Origin of the sequence: Streptomyces sp. HUAS 31, assembly GCF_028198125.1 — a bacterium.
GTDB lineage: Bacteria > Actinomycetota > Actinomycetes > Streptomycetales > Streptomycetaceae > Streptomyces > Streptomyces chartreusis.
Window position 1 is genome coordinate 4,617,047 of the sequence record NZ_CP116353.1, and the last position, 22,282, is coordinate 4,639,328.

Annotated in this window: 14 protein-coding genes, 6 tRNA genes and 1 riboswitch; of the genes, 10 read left to right on the forward strand and 10 right to left on the reverse strand. The window is 70.1% G+C overall.

The genetic code is table 11. The features are described from left to right. Positions 1 to 14: 14 nt before the first annotated feature. The 3 genes from PGH47_RS20395 to PGH47_RS20405 form a co-directional block, all read right to left on the reverse strand. On the reverse strand, positions 15 to 1,040 hold the full coding sequence (locus tag PGH47_RS20395) for a M23 family metallopeptidase (RefSeq protein WP_271664634.1): 1,026 nt from the start codon (positions 1,038 to 1,040) through the stop codon (positions 15 to 17). An 11-nt stretch (positions 1,041 to 1,051) separates the two neighbouring features. Beyond that, positions 1,052 to 1,209: riboswitch (cyclic di-AMP (ydaO/yuaA leader) on the reverse strand. Positions 1,210 to 1,754: 545 nt separating this feature from the next. After that, positions 1,755 to 1,828 (reverse strand) — tRNA-Met (locus PGH47_RS20400). A 112-nt stretch (positions 1,829 to 1,940) separates the two neighbouring features. Next, the gene (locus PGH47_RS20405) at positions 1,941 to 3,074 is read right to left on the reverse strand and encodes a dihydrofolate reductase family protein (protein ID WP_271664635.1); all 1,134 of its coding nucleotides are present in this window, start codon (positions 3,072 to 3,074) and stop codon (positions 1,941 to 1,943) included. A 67-nt stretch (positions 3,075 to 3,141) separates the two neighbouring features. On the opposite strand from PGH47_RS20405, the gene PGH47_RS20410 reads away from it, so the two are divergent. Together PGH47_RS20410 and PGH47_RS20415 are read left to right on the forward strand one after the other, a co-directional pair. Continuing rightward, the gene (locus PGH47_RS20410; protein ID WP_271664636.1) at positions 3,142 to 3,657 is read left to right on the forward strand and encodes a MarR family winged helix-turn-helix transcriptional regulator; all 516 of its coding nucleotides are present in this window, start codon (positions 3,142 to 3,144) and stop codon (positions 3,655 to 3,657) included. 112 nt (positions 3,658 to 3,769) lie between these two features. Further along, positions 3,770 to 4,411: a GTP cyclohydrolase II gene (locus PGH47_RS20415; protein WP_271664637.1), complete on the forward strand. Its 642-nt coding sequence runs from the start codon at positions 3,770 to 3,772 to the stop codon at positions 4,409 to 4,411. Between the two features lie 133 nt (positions 4,412 to 4,544). On the opposite strand, the gene PGH47_RS20420 is transcribed toward PGH47_RS20415, so the two are convergent. Beyond that, complete coding sequence (locus PGH47_RS20420; protein WP_271664638.1) at positions 4,545 to 5,324, reverse strand: MBL fold metallo-hydrolase; 780 nt, start codon at positions 5,322 to 5,324, stop codon at positions 4,545 to 4,547. Between the two features lie 180 nt (positions 5,325 to 5,504). Here PGH47_RS20420 and PGH47_RS20425 point away from each other — a divergent pair, with 180 nt between their 5' ends. Then, on the forward strand, positions 5,505 to 6,539 hold the full coding sequence (locus PGH47_RS20425; RefSeq protein WP_271664639.1) for a GAF domain-containing protein: 1,035 nt from the start codon (positions 5,505 to 5,507) through the stop codon (positions 6,537 to 6,539). Between the two features lie 104 nt (positions 6,540 to 6,643). Here PGH47_RS20425 and PGH47_RS20430 read toward each other — a convergent pair. The 6 genes from PGH47_RS20430 to PGH47_RS20455 form a co-directional block, all read right to left on the reverse strand. Then, positions 6,644 to 6,716: transfer RNA gene (locus tag PGH47_RS20430), tRNA-Lys, on the reverse strand. Positions 6,717 to 6,835: 119 nt separating this feature from the next. After that, on the reverse strand, positions 6,836 to 8,386 hold the full coding sequence (locus PGH47_RS20435) for an amino acid permease (protein WP_271664640.1): 1,551 nt from the start codon (positions 8,384 to 8,386) through the stop codon (positions 6,836 to 6,838). A gap of 48 nt (positions 8,387 to 8,434) precedes the next feature. Beyond that, entirely contained in the window at positions 8,435 to 11,536 is a 3,102-nt protein-coding gene (locus PGH47_RS20440; protein ID WP_271664641.1) for an FG-GAP-like repeat-containing protein, read from the reverse strand. Between the two features lie 212 nt (positions 11,537 to 11,748). Next, complete coding sequence (locus PGH47_RS20445) at positions 11,749 to 13,914, reverse strand: DEAD/DEAH box helicase (protein WP_271664642.1); 2,166 nt, start codon at positions 13,912 to 13,914, stop codon at positions 11,749 to 11,751. Between the two features lie 247 nt (positions 13,915 to 14,161). Further along, the gene (locus PGH47_RS20450; RefSeq protein ID WP_271664643.1) at positions 14,162 to 14,701 is read right to left on the reverse strand and encodes a hypothetical protein; all 540 of its coding nucleotides are present in this window, start codon (positions 14,699 to 14,701) and stop codon (positions 14,162 to 14,164) included. 112 nt (positions 14,702 to 14,813) lie between these two features. Next, positions 14,814 to 15,164, reverse strand: a complete 351-nt coding sequence (locus PGH47_RS20455) for a metallopeptidase family protein (RefSeq protein WP_030962302.1) — start codon at positions 15,162 to 15,164, stop codon at positions 14,814 to 14,816. 85 nt (positions 15,165 to 15,249) lie between these two features. On the opposite strand from PGH47_RS20455, the gene PGH47_RS20460 reads away from it, so the two are divergent. The 7 genes from PGH47_RS20460 (at position 15,250) to PGH47_RS20490 (ending at position 21,928) form a co-directional block, all read left to right on the forward strand. Beyond that, positions 15,250 to 16,821 carry a metallophosphoesterase family protein gene (locus tag PGH47_RS20460; protein ID WP_271664644.1) on the forward strand — a complete coding sequence of 524 codons (1,572 nt, stop codon included), beginning with the start codon at positions 15,250 to 15,252 and terminating at the stop codon, positions 16,819 to 16,821. An 80-nt stretch (positions 16,822 to 16,901) separates the two neighbouring features. Further along, positions 16,902 to 16,974, forward strand: a tRNA-Glu gene (locus tag PGH47_RS20465). 37 nt (positions 16,975 to 17,011) lie between these two features. Then, positions 17,012 to 17,089, forward strand: a tRNA-Asp gene (locus tag PGH47_RS20470). Positions 17,090 to 17,111: 22 nt separating this feature from the next. After that, a tRNA-Phe gene (locus tag PGH47_RS20475) sits at positions 17,112 to 17,185 on the forward strand. A gap of 95 nt (positions 17,186 to 17,280) precedes the next feature. Further along, positions 17,281 to 21,258 carry an ATP-dependent RNA helicase HrpA gene (hrpA, locus tag PGH47_RS20480; RefSeq protein WP_271664645.1) on the forward strand — a complete coding sequence of 1,326 codons (3,978 nt, stop codon included), beginning with the start codon at positions 17,281 to 17,283 and terminating at the stop codon, positions 21,256 to 21,258. Positions 21,259 to 21,352: 94 nt separating this feature from the next. Beyond that, positions 21,353 to 21,427: transfer RNA gene (locus PGH47_RS20485), tRNA-Asp, on the forward strand. A gap of 306 nt (positions 21,428 to 21,733) precedes the next feature. Further along, the gene (locus tag PGH47_RS20490; protein WP_030948620.1) at positions 21,734 to 21,928 is read left to right on the forward strand and encodes a DUF6274 family protein; all 195 of its coding nucleotides are present in this window, start codon (positions 21,734 to 21,736) and stop codon (positions 21,926 to 21,928) included. Positions 21,929 to 22,282 lie beyond the last annotated feature (354 nt).

A 22,282-nucleotide genomic window follows, 5' to 3' on the forward strand; every position in this document is an offset into this window, starting at 1 on the left:
GTCCAGGGGTGGAATCAGGGGGTGAGGCCCTTGCCCTGGAGCCAGGCCATCGGGTCGATGCCGCTGGTGCTGCCGCCGGGGTGCACCTCGAGGTGGAGGTGGGCGCCGGTGACATTGCCCGTGGCGCCGACGCGGCCGATGACGTCGCCCGTGTTGACCTTCTGGCCCACGCTGACGCTGATCGAGGACTGGTGCGCGAACCAGAGCTCGGTGCCGTCGTCGAGGGTGATCTCGGTCTTGTAGCCGTAGGAGCCGTCCCAGCCGGCGAAGGTGACCGTGCCGGAGTGGATCGCCTTGATCAGCGTCCCGGTGGGGGCGGCGAAGTCGAGGCCCGTGTGGTACCCGGAGGACCAGTAGGCGCCGGCCTGACCGAACGTCGAGGTGATCGTGTACGAGGAGGTCGGCAGCGTGTACTGCTTGGCCAGCTCGGCGAGGCGCTCGGCCTCGGCCTTCTTGCGGGCCTCTTCCTCGGCGGCTGCCTTCGCGGCGGCGGCCTTGGCCTTGGCCTCCTTCTCCGCCTTGGCGGCCGCGTCGGCGGCCTCCTTCTCGGCGGCGGCGACGGCAGCGGCGGCGGCCTTGTTGTCGATCTGGTCCTGCTGGAGCTCGGCCTGGGCGATGATCCGGCTGCGCAGCGCCTCACCGGCGTCCGAGGTGCCCTGCGCGGTCTGCTCGGTGGTCTCGCCCATCGTGCTGAGCGCGGTGGCCGCGTCGTCGGCCGGCTCGGACGAGTCGTCGGAGATCAGCGGCAGGTCGGGCATGGTGATGGCGACCGGCGGCTTGCCGCTGTTCGCGCTGGCCATGCCGCCCGCGCCGACGGCGGCTATGACGCCGACGCCGAGAACCGTGGAGCTGCGGGCGAGTCCCCCGCCACGCTGCTTGGAGACGCGGTGCCTGCCACGAACGGGGCGAATGGACTCCGCGGTGGGGTTCCACTCCTCGAACGGGCCCTCGTCGGTGCGGAAACGGTCGTAGCCGAAGGTGTCGGTGTCGCGTTGACTCGGCACGAACGGGGCTTGCGGAGCAGGCCGGTTGGACGCCACGTGGGCGTACTCCTTTCCTTCCTTCTCGCCTACCGGGTTAGCTGACGGGTTCGGAGCAGGAAGGTCTCCTACGCGCGTATATCAACCGTGACTTCCCGGCGATATTCGCGCGATTCACCCCAGGGTGGTGGTTCCCCGGCTCCCTTGCGGGACTCGGCGCGTGCGCACGGAGCCGCCTCTTGTGACGGCTGGGACGACCGCGCTGCGTTATCGAACGTTAATAGACGCGAGGTGCGGATTCCAAGCTGTTCCTCTTGATCATTAACGATTTTCGCCCGGACTTACAGGTCACGAGCGGCCTAAATCGGGCGAGTTGGCCAAACCTCAGAGGCCACACAGATATTGACGGTATGTCAGTTGTTATGCGGAGGGCGGTCGTCCGATCACCCCCGGTGACGACGGTCAAGGTCGGCGCACGGCAATGAGCGCCATGTCGTCCGCCATCCCTCCACCGGAGTGCCGTCGCACCTCCACCGAAAGCACACCGAGCAACGCCCCCGGTTCGCACAGCGCCTCGGTGCGTCCCGCGAAGGCCCTCTCGGGGTCGTAGAACCGTCCGCCGACGTCAAGCGGACGAACCGGCGGGCATATGAGATCCGCCCTTCCTCCACCTCACCAGGGTTGCCGAAGCGGCGGTGGGGAGCGAGCGCTGAGAGCCCGACCGGGAAAACACTCAGGGCCGGAACTGAATCAGTTCCGGCCCTGAGCCTTCAGTAGCGGGGACAGGATTTGAACCTGCGACCTCTGGGTTATGAGCCCAGCGAGCTACCGAGCTGCTCCACCCCGCGGCGATGACTCAATAGTACGCCATCCGCGGGACCCGAAGCACACGACTTTCCGGGGCACTGTCCTGACCAGGACTTTTCGGACAGCTGTGCGGGCCGTGTCACACCCTGGCGCTCAGGGCAGCAGGTGGGCGTTGGGCGCCTTGGCGCGCTCCTCGTACTCCGGCAGCACCAGCACCTCCACGCCCTGCGCCGCCAGCATCCCGCTCCCGTCGGCGCCCGCCACGAAGGTGTCCGGCTCCCGCCAGGCCGTCACCACCCGGCGGGCCCCCGCCCGGAGGATCAGCCGCGCGCAGGGCACCGGGCGGGACGAGCGGTGGGTGCACGGCTCCAGGCTGCTGTACACCGTGGCGGACGCGAGCCTCGGATCCCCGGCCGCGATCTTCGCCAGTGCCGCCTCCTCCGCATGCGCCACCGGATCGCCGCCCTCCCGGGAGTACCCGCGCGCCAGCTCGGTCCCGTCGGCCGCGACAACCACCGCGCCGACGCTGAAGGCCGTCTCCGACGGCGGGCACCGCTCCGCCAGCTCGCACGCCAGCGCCAGCCAGTGCCGGTCCGCGGCGGCGGGGAGGGCGCCGGTGCCGGGTGCCGTCGGCGCGTAGCGCATCAGTACGACGTCCTCGATGCGACGCGACTCCAGCAGCCGCAGCCGGCCACCCTGGTAGCCGCCCGGCCCGAACAACCGCGGCGCCTCGGGGTCGCCCACGAACAGCGGCGCCAGCACCAGCTGCAGCTCGTCCGCCAGCCCCTGTGTCATCAGCTGGGTGTGGATGGTGCCGCCGCCCTCGACCATCAGCCGCTCGACACCGCGCACCTCGCGCAGATGTGCCAGCAGGGCCCGCCAGTCCAGCTCGGGTCCCAGCGCGACGACGTCCGCCGCGACCGGCTCCCGGCGCAGCCGCTCCGCGCCCTTCTCCGTCGTGTAGACGATCTTGTCGCCGCCGGTGTGCCAGAAGTTCGCGGCCGCGTCCAGCTCGCCGGACGCGCTGACCGTGACCTTCAGCGGGTACTCCGGCCTGCCCGCCGCCACCCGCGCGGCCCGCCGCTCGGCCGAGTTCACCAACAGCCGCGGGTTGTCCGCCCGGATCGTGCCGGCGCCGATCAGGATGGCGTCCACGGACGCCCGGACCTCGTCGACCCGGTCGAAGTCGGCCGGACCGGACAGCAGCAGACGCTCGGGGGTGGTGTCGTCGAGGTAGCCGTCCAGGGAGACGGCGGCGGACAGCAGGACGTAGGGGTACGACGGCATCGGCGCGCTCTCCGGCTCGACAGACTGCGATCTTGGTTCAAGTTTGAAACAAACCTACACTGGTGGCATGACGACTCGCTGGCTCACCCCCGAGGAGCAGCGCGCCTGGCGCGCGTACATCGGCGCCGTCCACCTGGTGGAGGACGCGCTGGACCGGCAGCTCCAGCAGGAGGCCGGCATGCCTCACATGTACTACTCCATCCTGTCCACCCTGTCCGAGTCCCCGGAACGGCGGCTTCGGATGACCGATCTCGCGGAACGGCTGAAGATCACCCGCAGCCGGCTGACGTACGCCGTCACCCGGCTGGAGAAGGACGGCCTGGTGCGGCGCGAGGACTGCCGCTGGGACAAGCGGGGCAGCATCGCGGCACTCACCGACGAGGGCATGACGGTCCTGGAGGGCGCGGCGCCGGGCCATGTCGAGACCGTGCGGTCGGTGCTCTTCGACCGGCTGAGCCCGGAGCAGGTCGGGCAGTTGGAGGAGATCTTCTCGACGGTCACCGAGGGCTTCCAGGGGGACGCGGCGAACGCCACCGGGGACGACGTGCCCTGGCGGCGGCGCTCGGCCAAGTCCTGTTCGTGAGCTGGACGACAATCCTGTTGATTCAAATTTAAAGCATGGGGTAGGGTCCTGAACCTGAGGAGCTGCTTCAAATCTGAAGCAGACATCCATGTACGGAACCCGGAGAACCCGCATGCCCGACTTCACCGCCGCCACCCAGCGCGCCCGTGTCCGGGTCCCGCTGCGCTTCCAGGACGGCTACCGAGCCGACGCCGAACTCGTCACCTTCCACGGTCTGGCCGACGGCCTGGAGCATGTGGCCGTCGTCCTCGGCGACCCCGCCCCCGGCACCACCCCGCTGGTCCGCCTGCACTCCGAGTGCCTGACCGGCGACGTCTTCGGCTCGGCGCGCTGCGACTGCGGCCCCCAGCTGCGCGAGGCCGTCGAGCGCATCGCGGAGCGCGGCGGCGTGCTGCTGTACCTGCGCCAGGAGGGCCGCGGCATCGGGCTCTACAACAAGCTCGACGCGTACGCCCTCCAGGACGAGGGCCTCGACACCTACGCCGCGAACGCCGCCCTCGGCCTCCCTGAGGACGCCCGCGACTACACGGCCGCCGCCCAGATGCTGGCCGCGCTCGGCATCGGCGAACTGGACCTGCTCTCCAACAACCCCGACAAGGCGGAGCAGCTGCGCACCCTCGGCGTCTCGGTCAAGGACCGCGTGCCCACCGGCGTCTTCGCCACCTCGGACAACGTCCGCTACCTGCGCGCGAAGGTCCTCCAGACCCAGCACACGCTGCCGCTGGGCGACCTGTCGAAGGTCAGCGCGGGCTGAACGGCCCTGCCGATCGTCGTGGGCCGAGCGCCCCCATGGCGATACTCGCCGGCTGAGCGCCGCTGTCGATCCTCGCCGACGAGTGCCGCTGTCGATCCTCGCGGGCCGAGCATCCCTGTCGGCCCCGAGGCCCTCACCCCCACTGCACGCGCTCGATCAGCCCCGCAGCCGTGAAGGCGGCCTTCAGCTCCTCCCGCCCTTCCGTGAAGTGGGCCCAGCTGTCGAAGTGGACGGGGACTATCCGCCGCGCTTCGAGGATCCGGGCGGCCTCGGCGGCCCGTGCGCTGTCCAGGGTGAGCAGCTGCCGGTCGAGGACGGGGGTGCGGGCGGCGCCGGCGAACAGCACGGCGAGGTCCACAGGACCGAACCGCTCGGCGACCTCCCTGACCGGTCCGAGCTGGGCGTTGTCCCCGCTGACATAGACGGTGGGCAGCCCGTCCCCGGTCAGCACGAACCCGACGACCTGCCCGACGACCGCTTCGAGCTCCGCCCGCTCGCCCGGCCCGTGCAGCGCGGGCACCCCGGTCACGGTGACGACGCCCCCACCGGGCCGCTCCACCTCCACCGACTCCCAGTCCGCGAGCCCCCGAGCGGCCCCGCCGAGCCGCTTCGCCCCGCTCGGCGTGGTCAGCGTCAGCGGCACGTCGGCGAGCAGCGCCCGCCCGGAGACGTCGAGGTTGTCCGGGTGCTCGTCGTGCGACAGCAGCACCACGTCGATACGTCCGAGGTCGTCGACCGACCCGGCCGAGGCCGCCGTCTTGGTCAGGGCCCGGCCGCCACCCAGCGGGTAGTCACCGGGGGCGTCGAACGTGGGATCGGTGAGAACCCGCAGCCCGCCGTACTCGAAAAGGGCCGTCGGACCACCGAACACCCGGACGGGAATCTGCGCACTGGCACTGCTCTCGGCAACCATCGACAGTCAGACCTCACGGTTGGGAATGGATGTATCCGTGAGAGGACAGTAGCCATACCTCACGGATAGACGCAACCGAAAACGTGAGAAGCCGAGACGGCACCGGCGGATTCCTCTGTCCAGGTCGGCGACAGAGGCATAGAATCGTCGCAAAAGGTACGGGATTGAGGTGTGGTGCGCATGGACCATTCCCACAACCTCATCGGGTCGCTCGATCATGTGACGGCCTCATACACGTCTGCGCCACCGCCACGGCCGGCACGCAAGGTAGCGGCCACGCACAGAGCCGATCAGCTCGCCGCGTGGGTCGCCCTCAGCCTGGACGAGCCATCCGCCCTCAAGAGCCTCCAGGACTCGGCCGAGGAACTGCGGGACATCGCGGAGCTGGCCGCAGTGCTGCCGCGGGTCGCCGAGGCCGCGATGGAACTGCTGGGCGCCGAGTTCGGAAACATCCAGTTCGTGGATCCTCGCGACGACTCGCTGGTCCTGGTCACCCAGTCCGGCTTCGGCGACGAGTTCCTCGACCACTTCGCGGTGGTCCACGACGACCACTCCGTCTGCGGACGGGCTGCCCGGCTGGGCGCCCAGGCGGTCACGGCCGATGTCCGTGACGACCGGAGCCTCACCCCCCACCAGGGGATCTTCCGCGCCTCCGGTGTCCGCTCGGTCCAGTCCACGCCGCTGGTCGATCACACCGGGCGGCTGCTGGGGATGATCTCGACGCACATGTCGCAGCCCGGCCGGCCCTCCGACCAGGACCTCCAGATCATGGAGCTCTACGGGCAGCTGACAGGGGAGGTCATCGCACGGCACCTGATCGTCCCCGACCTGGCCGATCATCCGCACAACGGCACCGCTCTGGATCAGGGCCGGCCGCTTCTCGAGCGGACGAGGAGCACGAACGGCGTGACGCAGTGGGCGTACCGGGTCGACGAGCCGTACGGACCCGGCGGGTGCCGCACCTATGGCATCCACCCCGACCAGTGGCGCGGACGGATCACCACCGACCACCCGGACCACGACGCCGAGTACGCCGCGGCCCTGGTCGCCCGGGATCTGAGGGCCGAGTGGAACATCCACCGCTCCGGCGAGGCGAAACCCGTCCACATACACGTCTGGCGCGGCTGGGAGGGCACCCACCAGGACGCGGCCTTCACCATGGAGATCGGGCCCGACCTCAACGGACAGCGGCACCGGGCCGTCGACCCGGCGTAGCGGCCGCCAAGGCTTTCTGAAAACAAGTCAGCGCCCGAGTCGACCGAAGCCGACCCGGGCGCCGCACAGCTGGTCAGAGGGGACCGATCCCCGCCAACAACCGGTAGGCCCTGTGGGACTCGAACCCACAACCAATGGATTAAAAGTCCACTGCTCTGCCAATTGAGCTAAGGGCCCAGGCGATGTTGCCCCCACGAGCATAGCCGGACGTGGCCGTGTCTCCGATCGGGTATCGGAGTCACGGCCGCGTCGACGGTGGCGCGGGGTGCCGGAATGAGCCCTCGCGCACCGGAGTGCTACGGATCCACCGGTTCTGGCGCCCCCACCCGGCCCGCCTCGCGGGCGATGTTCCGCGCGTGTCCGGGGTTGAGGAACCAGTGCCGGGCCGAGGCCAGCCACCAGACCCAGGCGAAGCCGAGGACGACCAGGACGGCGACCGGGGCGTAGTTGAAGGTCTCCCAGGTCACCGGCGAGACCTGCGGCAGCATGAACAGCACCGTGATCACGCCGACCCAGCCCACCGCCACCACGCCCACGATCCGCGACCAGCGCCCCAGATGCCACGGCCCCCGCTCGAACGCCTCCCCCTTGCGCACCCGCAGCAGCGTCGGGATGACGTACGCGATGTAGAGGCCGATGACCGCGATCGACGTCACCGCCGCGTACGCCGTGACGTTGATCAGGTACGGCAGGCCGAGCACCAGTGCCCCGCCCGCCGCCAGCCACACCGCCGCGACGGGCGTCCGGGTGCGTGGGCTGACCGTGTGCCAGACGTGCGAGAAGGGCAGGGCGCCGTCGCGCGAGAAGGCGTAGATCATGCGGCTGTTGGCCGTCACGGACGCCATCCCGCAGAACAGCTGCGCCCCGACGACGACCAGCAGGAGCAGCTTGCCCGCCGTCGCCCCGAGCGCGTCGAGCAGGATCTGCGCGGGCGGTGCGCCCGTCGGGGAGGTGAGAGCACCCTCGTACGACTGGATCGCGAAGGTGAAGCCGAGCAGGAGCACGAAGCCGGCGATCCACGACGTCCAGATCGACCGCACGATGCCCTTCGGGCCGGCCGTCGAGGCGTCGTGGGTCTCCTCCGTCATGTGTGCGGAGGCGTCGTAGCCGGTGAAGGTGTACTGGGCCATCAGCAGCCCGAGCAGGACCACGTAGACCCCGCTGCCCCAGCCCGTGTTGTTGACGAACTCGCCGAACACGAAGGACGCGGACCGGTGCCGGTCCGGCACGAACGCCAGCGCGCCGACGATCACCGCGACGCCGAGCACGTGCCACCACACGCTGATGCTGTTGAGCAGCGCGACGATCCGCACGCCGAAGGTGTTCAGCAGGCCGTGCAGCACCAGGATCCCTGCGAAGAGCAGGATCGTGCGGCCGGGTGTCACCTCGAAGCCGAACTGGAGGTTCAGGTACGCGCCGAGGAAGGACGCCGCCCCGAAGTCGATGCCCGCGGTCACGGCGACCTGGCCCAGCACGTTGAACCAGCCCGTGAACCACGCCCAAGCGGCGGCCGTGCGCGGGGGCGCGAGCCGGTGCGCCCAGAAGTACAGGCCCGCGGAGGTCGGGTACGCCGAGCAGATCTCGGCCATCGACAGCCCCACGAACAGCGTCATCAGACCGACGGCCACCCAGCCCCAAGTGATCACCGCCGGGCCGCCCGTGTTCATGCCGAACAGATACAGCGTCAGGCAGCCCGACAGGACCGAGATGATCGTGAAGGAGACCGCGTAGTTGGAGAACGCCGACATGCGGCGGGCGAGAACCTGCGTGTAGCCGAGCTGGGCCAGCCGTTCCTCGTCGGACATCTTTCCGCCCGACGGCCCACTCGCTATGGCGTCATCTGTCATGTCCCCAGCGATTCCCTCCCTGGGGACGTGACACACGTCACAGCATGGCTAAAAAATGCCCTTGTAGCCCTGCCATCCACCGGCGATCTTCACGCGGGGCCCGAACGACCCCTTGCCGTCACCGTTGTTGCGCCAGACGTTGCCGCTGCCGTCCCGCGAGACGAGGTCGGCCTTGCCGTCCCCGGTGATGTCGCCCGGGCCCACGATGACGTCGTAGCCCGAGCCCCAGCCACCGAAGACCTTCACCCGGTCCTTCAACAGCCCGTTGCCGAGGCCGTTGTAGCGCCACAGCGTCCCGGCCCTGTCACGGGCGAGGACGTCACCGTGACCGTCGCCGTTCAGGTCCCCGGCACCCACGATCTTCGTGTAGCCGGTCCACGCGGAGCGGATCTTCTTCCCGGCCGCGAGCGTCCCGTCGCTCTTCGCCGCGAAGAGGTACACGTCCCCGGTCGACGCCTTGCGCGCCAGCAGATCGGGCCGCTTGTCACTGGTCAGATCACCGGGCGAGGTGAGCACGTCGTAGGCGTTCCAGCCAGTGCCGAGCTTCGTGTACGACATTGAAGTCGCCGGCGCCAGACCGCACTTGACCTTGTAGCCGCGCAGCGAACCGTCGCTCATCCGCACCAGCACGTCGTTGCACCGGTCGCGGTTCAGATCCCCGAACGGCACCGCGACCGCCTTGGTCGACCAGCCGCTCCCCGAGACCTTCCCGGAGAAGGTGCCCTTGCCGGTGCCCTGCTGGAAGGTGAGGGTGCCGGAGGAGTTGAGGGTCAGAAGGTCGCCGGTGCCGTCGGGCAGCCCGGCCGGGCCCGCGTGGTCGTGGCGCACCGGGTCGCCGTGCAGCAGCTTGACCGACCCCCGCACCTCCAGCGGCGCTCCCGCACCGTCCGCGGGGGTGACGCTCAGCGTCCAGTCGTAGGAGCCGCTCGGCAGGAAGGCGTCACCGGTTCGCGTGGGGTCGTCCCCGTCCCACCCGACGCTCAGCTCACCGCGCGCGGCACCACCGTTGGCCGTGTCGACCACCTTGCCCGCCTGGTTCCGCACCGTCAGCTTCCAGCCCGCCGAGGGCTTCGAAAGCAGCACTGTGGTCACGGTGTCGGGCACGGCATCCATCGCGTGCGGCTCGATGTACGCGGTGTTCTGCGCCGGCCCGAGCAGCCGCAGCGGCTGCTGGGGCACTCCGGACGGAACGAGGTGCACGCGCTGCTGGTCGTCGACGTAGGCGGTGTTGGCGCCGGCCCTGTCGACCGTCCACCGCACCTCGCGCTGTGAGTCGCCGGTGTCGGGCAGGACGCCGATGACCCGGCTCGCCGGTGTGCCGCCCGCGACCGTGGTGAGCACGAGCTTGCCGGCTTGTCTGTCGTGCGTGACCACGTACCCGTCACCCAGCTTCGCCTCGTCCGCCGGGACGGGCACGGACTTCCGCGCCGTACGGTCGTAGACGCCGGCCCGGCCGTCACAGGTCCAGTACAGGTAACGGCCGAGCGCCTGAAGCTGGACGGGCTTGCAACCCGCGTCGGTGGTGACCGTGGTCGACTTCTTGGTCGACAGGTTCAGCGCCGTGACGGTGCCGGGCGTGGCCCCGGCCGTCCACAGCACGTCGCCGTCGAGCGCGGTGGCGCCGGACGCCTCGGCGACCGGGGCACCGTGCTCGCCCATCCTGTAGACGAACCGCGTGCCCGGGTCCGTGTACAGGACGTACCGCCCCGACACATCGAGGATGCGCCCGTCGAAGGGCACGCCCCGCTCCCAGACACCCCCGTCCTTCGGGCCGTTGACATGGAGCGCATACGTCTCGACGCCACCGAAGTCCATCCAGGCGATCCGGCCGTCGGCGGTACCGAAGATCTGCGAGCAGGCCACCTCGTTCAGCGGGCAGTCGGCGATCTCCGGGGCGGAACCGGGGGTGAAGGCGGAACGCTCGCCGAACTCGGGCGTTCCGGTGGGCGCGACGGTCCGCACGTAGTCGTTGCGTCGCACCCCTGTGCTGGTGTCCACGACGACCAGGCGGCCCTGTTCGAGGGAGATGCCCTGGATCGGGGCCGGCGGCTTCGACATGGCCTTGACGCGGGTGACGACCGGGTGTCCGTCCGGACCCGGCTGGATGCGCTGGACGCCCCAGTCGTCGACAGCGGCGTCCGTGCGGCCGATGGCCACCGCGGTGCCGTCGGGGGCGCCGGACACCCGCGGGTTCGAACTGGGCAGCAGGGTCACCGTGGGACCGCCCGCGATGGGCTTCGCACGCACCGCAGTCCCGGCACTGGGCCGGTGGATCAGCCAATCACCGACGACTGCGAGGTCCTCCGTGGGGTTGACGCCCCCGCCCTCCAGCGTGACCTCGACCGGCGCGGCTGACAGGTCGGACCGGGAGAAGACCTTGACGACCGGGTCGTTGGAGTTGAACAGGACCACATGGTCGGCGGTGACCTGTGCCTTGAGGTACGGATCGGAGAACGGCGACGTCACGCTCTGGACCTGTCCCGTGTGCCTGTCGACCATGACCCACACGTAGGGCCCCCAGGTGCCCGGCCGTCCCGCCTGGAACAACAGCCCGTCGTCGCCGGCGCCCCTGGGAACGCCGAGGGCGTACCCCTCCGGCAATGTCCCGGTGACCGGCACGTCGCGTGTCCCGCCGTCGGCCCCCTGGGTCAGCAGGTGGAACTCCCGCACGCGGGTCCCGGCATCGTCGGTCCGGTCCCGGTAGGCGACGACCAGGTCTCCGTACGCGGTGAGGTATGTCAGGCCCTCCGGCATCCGCACCGTACGGGTCGTGCCGTCGGCAGCGTTCCACAGGTCGACCCGGCCGTCGGCGTAGCGGTACGCGAGCACGTCACCGCCGGCCGTGCCATGGCCGGAGATCCCGGCCGGATGGACCACCTTGGTGGACCTGCCGTCCGCGTACCGCGTCCACACCAGCCCGGAGCCCTCGAGTGTGTGGAACACCCCCTGGGAACCTGCTCCGTTGTTCCCCCCGTACGTCGACATGCCGTAGAGAGCACCGGAGGTGTACGTGCTGCGCAGCGTCGCCGGGACCACCGTCTCCCGGGGCACGTCAGGTGCGGCGGCCGCCGGGAGCGACGGGCTGAGTCCGGCGGCCAAAACGGCGGCGGCCGCGACGAGACGCAGCCGTGCGAAGCCATGGCGTGGCAAGTGGGTCCTCCCCGGGAAGCAGGAGACGGTCCCGGCGCACTCACGGAGACCGAGGGCCCCCGGCCTTCACACCCGCCTCACAAGTCGGCTGATCTTACAGCCATCGCACAGACTTCCGAGAAAGGGATTTCAGGCCGCACTCCGACCCGAAAAAACGCCGGGGCCCCACCGAAAAACGGTGGGGCCCCGGCGTCGAGTCACCTCAAGCGGCGTCAGCCGTTGCGCTTCCAGCGCGGCTTGTCGTCGCGGCGGCCGAAGGACGAGCCGCCGGTGCCGCGGTGGTCGTCACGACGGCCGTAGGGGCGGTCGTGGCCGCCGGCGCGGAAGCCGGGGCGGTCGTCGCGGCGGTCGCGGTTGAAGGGACGGTCGCTGCCCCGGTGACCGCCACGCTCGTCACGGCGCTCGAAGGAACGGCCGGCCGGACGGTCGTCACGGCGGAAGCCGCCACGGTCGTTGTCCCGGCGCTCGAAGGAACGCCCACCACGGTCGCCGTCGAAGGAACGGCCACCGCGGTCGTCGCGACGGTCGTCACGGCGGAAGCCGCCACGGTCGTTGTCGCGACGCTCGAAGGAACGCCCACCACGGTCGCCGTCGAAGGAACGGCCACCGCGGTCGTCGCGACGGTCGTCACGGCGGAAACCGCCACGGTCGTTGTCCCGGCGCTCGAAGGAACGCCCACCACGGTCACCGCGGTCGTCACGACGGAAGCCGCCACGGTCGCCGTCGAAGGAACGGCCGCCACGGTCACCACGGTCGTCACGGCGGAAGCCGCCACGGTCGTTGTCGCGACGCTCGAAGGAACGCCCACCACGGTCACGGTCGAACGAACGCCCACCGCGGTCGCCGCGGTCGTCACGGCGGAAGCCGCCACGGTCACCGTCCTGCGCCGCGGGCTGCTCGGGCACGGCCACCTCGACGGCCTCGACGGCCTCGGCGGCCTCGACCGCCGCCGCCTGCGCCTCGGCCACCGCGGTCTCCGGGTCCTCGCCACGCTCGCGCGCCGCGCGGGCGACGAGCCGGTCTGACTCCTCACGCAGCTCGACGGCACGGCGCTGCGCCCGCTCAAGCTGCTTGGTGAGCTGGCTGACCTCGCGCTCGGCCTGCTGAGCGGCGTTGCCGGCCGACTCGGCCTGAACCTCGGTCATCGAACGGGCGCCGGTGATGTCGGCGACCTCGGGGTCGAACGCGGCGCCGCCCTGGATGATGTGCCGCCCGGCGTCGACGCCCGCGTCCTCCATCAGCCGGAAGATCTGGCGGCGCTGGTGCGGCAGCGACAGGGAGACGACGGTGCCGGTGCGGCCCGCGCGAGCGGTGCGGCCGGCGCGGTGCAGGTAGTCCTTGTGGTCACCGGCCGGGTCCACGTTCAGGACGAGGTCGATGCCGTCGACGTGGATACCGCGGGCGGCGACGTCGGTCGCGACAAGCGCGTTGACGTAGCCGTCCTTGAAGTCGGCCAGTGTCCGCGTCCGCGCGCCCTGGGTCATGCCGCCGTGCAGCGCGTCGGCCTTCACACCGGCGTCGCGCAGCTGCTCGGCGATACGGTCCGCGCCCAGCTGGGTACGGACGAAGATGATGGTGCGGCCCTTGCGGGAGGCGATCGCGGCGGTGACCGGCGCCTTGTCCTTGGGCTTCACGATCAGGATGTGGTGCGACATGGTCGTCACCGCGCCCTGGGCGGCGTCGACCTCGTGCGAGACCGGGTCGACCAGGTAGCGCTTGACCAGCGTGGAGATCTCGTTCTCCATCGTGGCCGAGAACAGCATGCGCTGACCGCCGACCGGGACCTGGTCGAGCAGCTCGGTGACCTCGGGCAGGAAGCCCAGGTCGGACATCTGGTCGGCCTCGTCGAGGACGGCGACCTCGACGTTCTCCAGGGAGCAGGCGCCGCGGTTGATGATGTCGCGCAGACGGCCCGGGGTGGCGACGAGGATGTCGACGCCGCGCTCCAGGGCGTAGATCTGGTTGCCCATGGACGTACCGCCGCAGACGACCTTCATCTTGAGGCCGACCTGGTCGCCGTAGGGCTGGAGGGCGTCCGCGACCTGCATCGCGAGCTCACGGGTCGGGGTGAGGATGACGGCGCGCGGCTTGTGCTTCTCGGTGCGGCCGCCGGAGAGGCGGGCCAGCGTCGGCAGACCGAACGACAGCGTCTTGCCGGAGCCGGTGCGACCGCGGCCCAGGATGTCCTTGCCGGCCAGGGCGTCCGGGATGGTCGCGGCCTGGATCGGGAAGGGGGTGGTCACGCCGTTCTGCGCGAGCTTGCGCACGACGCCCTCGGGCAGACCGAGGTCCGCGAAGGTGATCTCGGGGGCGGTCGTCTCGTCGTTGTTCTCGCCGTTCTCGGGCACGACGACGTGATCAGTACTGGAAATGGACATGCGTAAGCGAAACCTTCCGGAGTCTCGTCGGCACGCGCCCGTCAACTCCGTGTTCGCATTACGACCGCCTCAATGCGGTCAGCCACGGCAAGGGAGAGTACGCGCCACACGGCGCGCTCTGCGTTGGCGCCGGGCAAATGGGATCAAACGATCTACCACCATACGCACCCCCAGCCCCCCAAGGCAAACCGACCGAGGCGGGTGTAGGCAACGTCACTCACGACGCCGTCACCCCGCCCCCGGAACCTCACGCCGGCGCCCCCGCGGCCGGTGCCGGCTCCCGCTGCCCCAGCTGCGGGCCGGTCTCCTCGTGCGCCGAGGACGAGGGCTCGGCCTGCGTGGGCGTCGGCGTGGCGGTCGTCGGCTCCGCGGTGGGCGTCGGCTCCGGTTCCACCGTACGGGTGGGCGTCGGCTCGGCCGTACGCGTCGGACCCGGATTCTCGCTCTGCCCCGGCTTGGGCGGCCGGCCGCCGCCCGCGGGCGCGGACGCGCTCGCCCCGGCCGACGCGGAGGCCTCGGGAGACGCCGACTTCCCGGCCTTCTTCTTGCCCTTCCCCTTGTCCTTCGCCTTGTCCGGCTTGCCGTCCTGGCCGTGCGCGCCGTAGCCGGAACCGCCCCCGGACACGGCCGAGCCCCCGTCGGGCGCCTCACCACCGCGCTGCCCCGCGGAGTGCGACGGCTTCGCGCTCCCGCCGCCGGCGTCGTCGCCCACACTCATACAGCCGGCGGCAGCTGCGACGGCCACCACCGTGGCGGCCAGACGGACAGGTACGTACAAAGGGCGCACGGGGGCCACCTCCAGTGGCGGGCGAAGAAGTCAACCTGCCCAACTCCCGCCACCTACAAGAGGACACGCGCCCCGCACCGCGGTCCGTTCACCCGCCCCGGACGGCCCTGACTCACCCGTAGCCGAGTGCGTGCAACCGCTCGTCGTCGATCCCGAAGTGATGCGCGATCTCGTGCACCACGGTCACCTCGGTCTCCTCGACGACCTCCGCCCGCGACTCGCACATCCGCAGCGTCGGCCCCCGGTAGATCGTGATCCGGTCCGGCAGCACCCCGGCGTACCACTCCCCGCGATCGGTGAGCGGTGTCCCCTCGTACAACCCGAGCAGCTCGGGGTCGTCCGCGGGCGGTTCGTCCTCGACGAACACCGCGACGTTGTCCATCAGCCGTGTCAGCTCCGGCGGAATCCGGTCCAACGCCTCGGCGACCAGTTCCTCGAACTCCTCGCGTGTCATCTCCAGCACACGCCCATTGTCGGGCACGACCCGCCCGGGAAGGAGCCGCGAACGGCCCCGCATATCCACCCGCGCGCTTGGGCATACGGGACCAATGGCCCGCGTCCCCGCCGCAGTCATGAAGGTTCTCGCCCACGTCCCCAGGGCCCCGCGCGCCCTCGCCCGCCGCTATTCGACCCGCCGCCCGCTGCCCACGCTGGAGCTCGTCGCCCAGCCCCACCCGTGGACGCGCGCTCTCGGCCTGCTCACCGTCGTCCTCCTCGGCGCCTGGCTCGGCCTGCTGATCGTCGGCAACGTACGCGCCCCGGTCGGCCCCATGAACACCACGATGACCCTGCGCCCCTCCCTCACCGGCGGCACGAAGATCAACGTCTCCCCGCTGGGCGCCCTCACCCTGGACAGCCACATCGCGCCCGTCCGGCTGGACGTCAACGTCGACCAGCTCGACCCCGAGCGCGCCCAGGCCCTGGTCGACCACCCCGAGCGGCTCTCCGGCCTCCAGGACGAGGTCGCCCAGGACGTCGCCCACGGCACCCGCGACCTCGCCGTGCGCAGCTGCGTGGCCGTCGTCACCGGCGCCGCGGCCCTCGGCCTCGCGGTCTACCGCCGCCCCCGCCGCGCCCTGGCCGCCGGCGGCATGGCCCTCACCCTGCTGGCCGCCTCGGGCGGCACGGCGTACGCGACCTGGAACCCCGAGTCCGTCCTGGAGCCGAAGTTCTCGGGCCTGCTCTCCTCCGCCCCGTCCCTGGTCGGCAACGCGCGCAGCATCGTCACCGAATTCGACGTCTACCAGAAGGAGTTGGCCCGCCTGGTCACCAACGTGACCAAGCTCTACGACGCCACCTCCACGCTCCCCATCTACGCTCCGGACCCGAGCACCATCCGCGTCCTGCACGTGTCCGACATCCACCTCAACCCGGCGAGCTGGAAGATCATCGCCTCGCTGGTGAGCCAGTACAAGGTCAACGTGATCGTCGACTCGGGCGACACCATGGACCACGGCACCGCCGCCGAGAACGGCTTCCTCGACCCCGTCGAGGATCTCGGAGCCCCCTACGTCTGGGTCCGCGGCAACCACGACTCCCGGCTGACCCAGCGCTACCTGGAGAACCTCAAGAACGTCACCGTCCTCGACGACGGCAAGGCCCGCACCATCGCCGGCCTGCGCTTCGCCGGCATCGGCGACCCCCAGTTCACCCCCGACCGCTCCCAGGTCGCAGGCGGCGACGCGGCCAACGAGCTCGCGGGCGCCCGCCTGGCCACGGCCCTGCGCGACCAGCGGGCCGCCGGCACCCCCGTCGACGTGGCGGTCGCCCACGAACCGGCGGCCGTGCGCCAGACCGACGGCGAGGTCCCGCTCGCCCTGGCCGGCCACCTCCACCACCAGGAGATGGAGGTCATGCAGTACGGCACCCGGCTGCGCCTGGAGGGCTCCACCGGCGGCAGCGGTCTGCGCGCGGTCGAGGGCAAGCACCCCGACCCCATCCAGACGTCGATCCTCTACTTCGACCGCGACACCCGTCGCCTCCAGGCGTGGGACGAGATCGAACTGGGCGGCCTGGGCCTGACCACCGCCGAGGTGCGGCGTCACCTGGTCGAGGAGAACCAACCGGGCGCGACGGACTCCCCGAGCCCGACCGGCTCGTCCCCCGGCGCCTCCCCGTAAACCGTTTTGGCGATACCTCCCGCCATCCCATATGCTTCTCACGTCCCCGACGCGCTGAGAGGCGCCCAGGCGGGCCGATAGCCCTCATCGTCTAGCGGCCTAGGACGCCGCCCTTTCAAGGCGGTAGCACGGGTTCGAATCCCGTTGGGGGCACGCAGTACGGTGTGCGACACTGTCGTACGCAAAGCAAGGTCCTGTGGAGCAGTTTGGAGTGCTCGCCACCCTGTCAAGGTGGAGGCCGCGGGTTCAAATCCCGTCAGGACCGCCAAGGCTTCGAAAGAAGCCTTGATGGCTGGGTAGCTCAGTTGGTACGAGCGATCGCCTGAAAAGCGATAGGTCGCCGGTTCGACCCCGGCCCCAGCCACAGGCAAGGCCCCGATCCCCGGATCGGGGCCTTTCTGGTGTGTGCCACAAAAGCGTTCGCCACGGATTTCGCCGGGATGAGATCCTGGATCCCGTATGTCTACGCACCCCGCCCCCGCCCTCGGCCCCCTGGCCCCCCGTCTGAACGAGCTGTCGCTGCGCGACGCGCACCGGCTCGGTCGGCGGCTCGAAGGTGCCCGCAAGATCCGCAAGCCGGAGGCGCGGGCCGCCGTGCTCGCGGAGATCGAGGCGGAGGTCGCCAAGGGCGAGGAGCGTATCGCCACCCGGCGCACCCGTCTCCCGGCCGTCAGCTATCCCGAGCAGTTGCCGGTCAGCCAGAAGAAGGACGAGATCGCGGCGGCCATCCGCGATCACCAGGTCGTGATCGTCGCCGGTGAGACCGGTTCCGGCAAGACGACCCAGATCCCGAAGATCTGTCTGGAGCTCGGGCGCGGGGTCAGGGGCATGATCGGGCACACCCAGCCCCGCCGTATCGCGGCCCGCACGGTCGCCGAGCGGGTCGCGGAGGAGCTGGACACGCCGCTCGGCGAGTCCGTGGGCTGGAAGGTGCGCTTCACCGACCAGGTGAATCCCGACGGCACCTTCATCAAGCTGATGACGGACGGCATCCTGCTCGCCGAGATCCAGACCGACCGCGAGCTGCGCGCCTACGACACGATCATCATCGACGAGGCCCACGAGCGGTCCCTCAACATCGACTTCCTGCTCGGGTACCTGGCGCAGCTGCTGCCGAAGCGGCCCGACCTCAAGGTCGTCATCACCTCGGCGACCATCGACCCCGAGCGCTTCGCGCGGCACTTCGGCGACGCCCCGATCGTCGAGGTCAGCGGGCGCACGTATCCGGTGGAGGTGCGCTACCGGCCGCTGCTGGAGGAGGACTCCGAGGACGCCGACCGCGATCAGATCACCGCGATCTGTGACGCCGTCGAGGAGCTCCAGGGCGAGGGCAAGGGCGACATCCTGGTCTTCCTCTCGGGAGAGCGGGAGATCAGGGACACGGCCGACGCGCTCGTGAAGAAGAACTACCGCTTCACCGAGGTCCTCCCGCTCTACGCCCGCCTCTCGCATGCCGAGCAGCACCGGGTCTTCCAGCAGCACACCGGCCGCAGGATCGTTCTGGCGACCAACGTCGCCGAGACCTCCCTCACGGTGCCCGGGATCAAGTACGTCATCGACCCCGGCTTCGCCCGGATCAGCCGGTACAGCCATCGCACCAAGGTGCAGCGGCTCCCCATCGAGCCGATCTCGCAGGCCAGCGCCAACCAGCGCAAGGGCCGCTGCGGCCGTACCAGCGACGGCATCTGCATCCGGCTGTACTCCGAGGACGACTTCACCGCCCGCCCGGAGTTCACGGACGCGGAGATCCTCCGTACGAATCTCGCCTCCGTCATCCTCCAGATGACCGCGGCCGGTCTCGGCGACATCGAGAAGTTCCCCTTCATCGACCCGCCGGACCACCGCAACATCCGCGACGGCGTCCAGCTCCTCCAGGAGCTCGGCGCGATCGACCCGGCCGAGAAGGACGTACGCAAGCGGCTCACGCAGACCGGCCGCAAGCTCGCCCAGCTGCCCGTCGACCCGCGGCTCGCCCGCATGGTCCTGGAGGCCGACAGGAACGGCTGTGTCCGCGAGGTCATGGTCATAGCGGCGGCGCTGTCCATCCAGGACCCGCGCGAACGGCCGGCCGACAAGCAGGCGCAGGCCGACCAGCAGCACGCCCGCTTCAAGGACGAGACGAGCGACTTCCTCGCCTTCCTCAACCTGTGGCGCTACGTCCGCGAGCAGCAGAAGGAGCGGGGCTCGTCCTCGTTCCGCCGGATGTGCAAGCAGGAGTACCTCAACTTCCTGCGCATTCGCGAATGGCAGGACATCTACACGCAGTTGCGCACGGTCGCCAAGCAGATGGGCATCCACCTCAACGAGGACGACGCCCCCGACGACCGCGTCCACGTCTCCCTGCTCGCCGGCCTGCTGTCCCACATCGGCATGAAGGACGTGAAGGAGTCCAAGGACTCCGTCCCCGGCGCCCGCAAGGACGGCGGACGCAACGAGTACGTCGGTGCCCGCAACGCCAAGTTCGCGATCTTCCCGGGCTCGGCGCTGTTCAAGAAGCCCCCGCGCTTCGTGATGTCCGCCGAGCTCGTCGAGACCTCCCGCCTCTGGGCCCGCGTCAACGCGAAGATCGAGCCCGAGTGGGTCGAGCCGCTCGCCGAGCACCTCCTCAAGCGCACCTACTCCGAGCCGCACTGGGAGAAGGACCAGGCGGCGGTGATGGCGTACGAGAAGGTCACGCTGTACGGCGTCCCGATCGTCGCCCAGCGCAAGGTCAACTACGGCCGGATCGACCCGGAGGCCAGCCGCGAGCTGTTCATCCGCAACGCCCTGGTCGAGGGCGACTGGCGCACGCACCACAAGTTCTTCGCCGACAACCGCAGGCTGCTCAGCGAGGTCGAGGAACTCGAACACCGGGCCCGGCGCCGGGACATCGTCGTCGACGACGAGACCCTGTTCGACTTCTACGACGCCCGGGTGCCCGAACACGTCGTCTCCGGAGCCCACTTCGACTCCTGGTGGAAGCGCAAGCGGCACGAGGAGCCGGAGTTCCTCGACTTCGAGCGCGAGATGCTCATCCGGGAGTCGGCGGAGGCGGTCACCAAGGCCGACTATCCCGACTCCTGGCGGCAGGGGCAGCTCAAGTTCCGGGTGACGTACCAGTTCGAGCCGGGTGCGGACGCGGACGGTGTGACGGTCCACCTTCCGCTCCAGGTCCTCAACCAGGTCACGGACGAGGGCTTCGACTGGCAGATCCCGGGCCTCAGGGAGGAGCTGGTGACGGAGCTGATCCGTTCCCTCCCCAAGCCGATCCGCCGCAACTACGTGCCGGCGCCGAACTTCGCCAGGCGGTTCCTGGACACCTCGGTCCCCTTGCAGGAACCGCTGACGGTGACCATGGCCCGCGAGCTGAAGCGCATGGTGGGCGTGCCCTTCGAGGCGGACGACTTCGACTGGGCGAAGGTCCCGGACCATCTGCGGATCACCTTCCGCATCGTCGACGAGCGCCGACGCAAGCTGGCCGAGGACAAGGACCTGGAGACCCTGAAGCTCCGTCTGAAGCCGAAGGCGAGGCAGGCCCTCTCGCAGGCCGCGGCGGCCACCGCCTCCCGCGAGGGCGGGGAGTCCCTGGAGCGCAAGGGCCTGACCGACTGGACCATCGGCTCCCTCACCCGCGTCTTCGAGACCCGCCGCGCCGGCCAGCCGGTCAAGGCGTACCCGGCGCTGGTGGACGACGGCGACACGGTGTCGGTCCGCCTCTTCGACACGGAGGCCGAGCAGCAGCAGGCGATGTGGAAGGGCACCCGCCGCCTCATCCTGCGCAACATCCCGGTCAACCCGGCGAAGTTCGCCTCCGAGAAGCTGACGAACGCCCAGAAGCTCGCGCTGTCCGCCAACCCCCACGGCTCGATCCAGGGCCTGTTCGACGACTGCGCGATGGCGGCGGCGGACAAGCTGATCGGGGACTTCGGGGGACCGGTGTGGGACGAGGAGTCGTACCGCAAGCTCTACGACAAGGTGCGTGCCGAGATCGTCGACACGACGGTCCGTGCGGTGGGCCAGGTGCAGCAGGTGCTCGCCGCGTGGCAGGCCGCCGAGCGCCGTCTGAAGGCCACACGCAGCCCCGTGCTGCTGGCGAACCTCACGGACGTGCGGGGGCAGCTGGACGGCCTTGTGAAGCCCGGTTTCGTGACGGAGGCGGGGCTGCGGCGGCTGCCCGACCTGATGCGCTACCTGATCGCGGTGGACCGTCGGCTCCAGCAGATGCCGACGAACGTCCAGCGGGACACCACGCGCATGGAGAAGGTCCATGAGATGCGGGACGAGTACGCGTGGCTGCTGGAGCAGATGCCGCAGGGGCGTCCGGTTCCGCAGCAGGTCCTGGACGTGCGCTGGATGCTGGAGGAGCTCCGCGTCAGCTATTTCGCCCACGCGCTCGGCACCGCGTACCCGATCTCGGACAAGCGGATCGTGAAGGCGATCGACACGCTGGCACCGTAACGGCCTGTTCACACTGGGTGAGTTCGACCAGGGGGCTCAGGCTCCTGTACAGTCTCTTCTCGCAGCGCAACGCACGAATCGCGCAGCGAAACCTGGTCCTGTGGAGCAGTTTGGAGTGCTCGCCACCCTGTCAAGGTGGAGGCCGCGGGTTCAAATCCCGTCAGGACCGCAGCGAGAGCGAAGGGCCCGCATCCGGCAAAGGATGCGGGCCTTCCTCATGCCGCACCACACCCGCCCGCCACCCTGCCGAGGGGGAGGCCGCGCCCGCGGCGCAGCCGCAATCGGATACAGCAAATCCCGTCAGGACCGCAGTGAGAAAGAAGGGCCCGCATCCCGCGAGGGATGCGGGCCCTTCTTCGTCTCTGTGCCGGGCCCTTCTCGTGTGCGTGTGACCCGCAGGCCGCCTTGACGGAGTCACATTCGCTAGGTACCCAGAAATCAGGGCCCTTCTTCGCGTGGCCCCTGGAGGTGGGACATGGCGGCAACCGCTAGGCACGAGACGCGGGCTCTGCTCCGCGCGCACCTGTCGGCCGCCAGCTCCTATCGACATCGCACGCGACACTGCCCGATCTGCCACCGCCTGCTGCGGCTCGCGATGGACGCCGGTACGCGCGCCTACCAGCCGGCTCCGGACGAGGTAACCGCGGAAGAGGCCCCGTCCTCGACATGACCGCCGGCCACGTCAACTCCCGTCCGGCCGTGGGCCTCTGGAGCACGCACCTCCCCCTAGCGCACATAGGCCAGAGGCAACAAGCACCGTGGCATGTGACGGGTGTCACCGCATAAGTTTCCTGGGGGGTAGGTCTTACACCCCTCCTACAACTGGTCAATTTAATATGTGCAATTGCACCAGCATCCGCGCTGGTTTCGGGTCTCGTCCGGCGCCCACCCGCCCCTCCCCGGGCGGGCACACAGCTCACACATGATGAACACTCAGAGTGAGCACACAGGAGATCCGACAGGCCTCCCCAGACTCCGACAAGGCCACTCACAGGACCACCGGCCGGCGCACACTCCGCGCACA

What these genes read in the sequence shown, in the direction of transcription:
- PGH47_RS20405 (WP_271664635.1), bottom strand. Translation starts at nt 3,074, where the DNA reads ATGCCGTCGTACCCCTACGTCCTGCTGTCCGCCGCCGTCTCCCTGGAC.
- PGH47_RS20445 (WP_271664642.1), bottom strand. Translation starts at nt 13,914, where the DNA reads ATGTCCATTTCCAGTACTGATCACGTCGTCGTGCCCGAGAACGGCGAG.
- PGH47_RS20435 (WP_271664640.1), bottom strand. Translation starts at nt 8,386, where the DNA reads ATGACAGATGACGCCATAGCGAGTGGGCCGTCGGGCGGAAAGATGTCC.
- PGH47_RS20460 (WP_271664644.1), top strand. Translation starts at nt 15,250, where the DNA reads ATGGCCCGCGTCCCCGCCGCAGTCATGAAGGTTCTCGCCCACGTCCCC.
- hrpA (WP_271664645.1), top strand. Translation starts at nt 17,281, where the DNA reads ATGTCTACGCACCCCGCCCCCGCCCTCGGCCCCCTGGCCCCCCGTCTG.
- PGH47_RS20425 (WP_271664639.1), top strand. Translation starts at nt 5,505, where the DNA reads ATGGACCATTCCCACAACCTCATCGGGTCGCTCGATCATGTGACGGCC.
- PGH47_RS20410 (WP_271664636.1), top strand. Translation starts at nt 3,142, where the DNA reads ATGACGACTCGCTGGCTCACCCCCGAGGAGCAGCGCGCCTGGCGCGCG.
- PGH47_RS20415 (WP_271664637.1), top strand. Translation starts at nt 3,770, where the DNA reads ATGCCCGACTTCACCGCCGCCACCCAGCGCGCCCGTGTCCGGGTCCCG.
- PGH47_RS20490 (WP_030948620.1), top strand. Translation starts at nt 21,734, where the DNA reads ATGGCGGCAACCGCTAGGCACGAGACGCGGGCTCTGCTCCGCGCGCAC.
- PGH47_RS20420 (WP_271664638.1), bottom strand. Translation starts at nt 5,324, where the DNA reads ATGGTTGCCGAGAGCAGTGCCAGTGCGCAGATTCCCGTCCGGGTGTTC.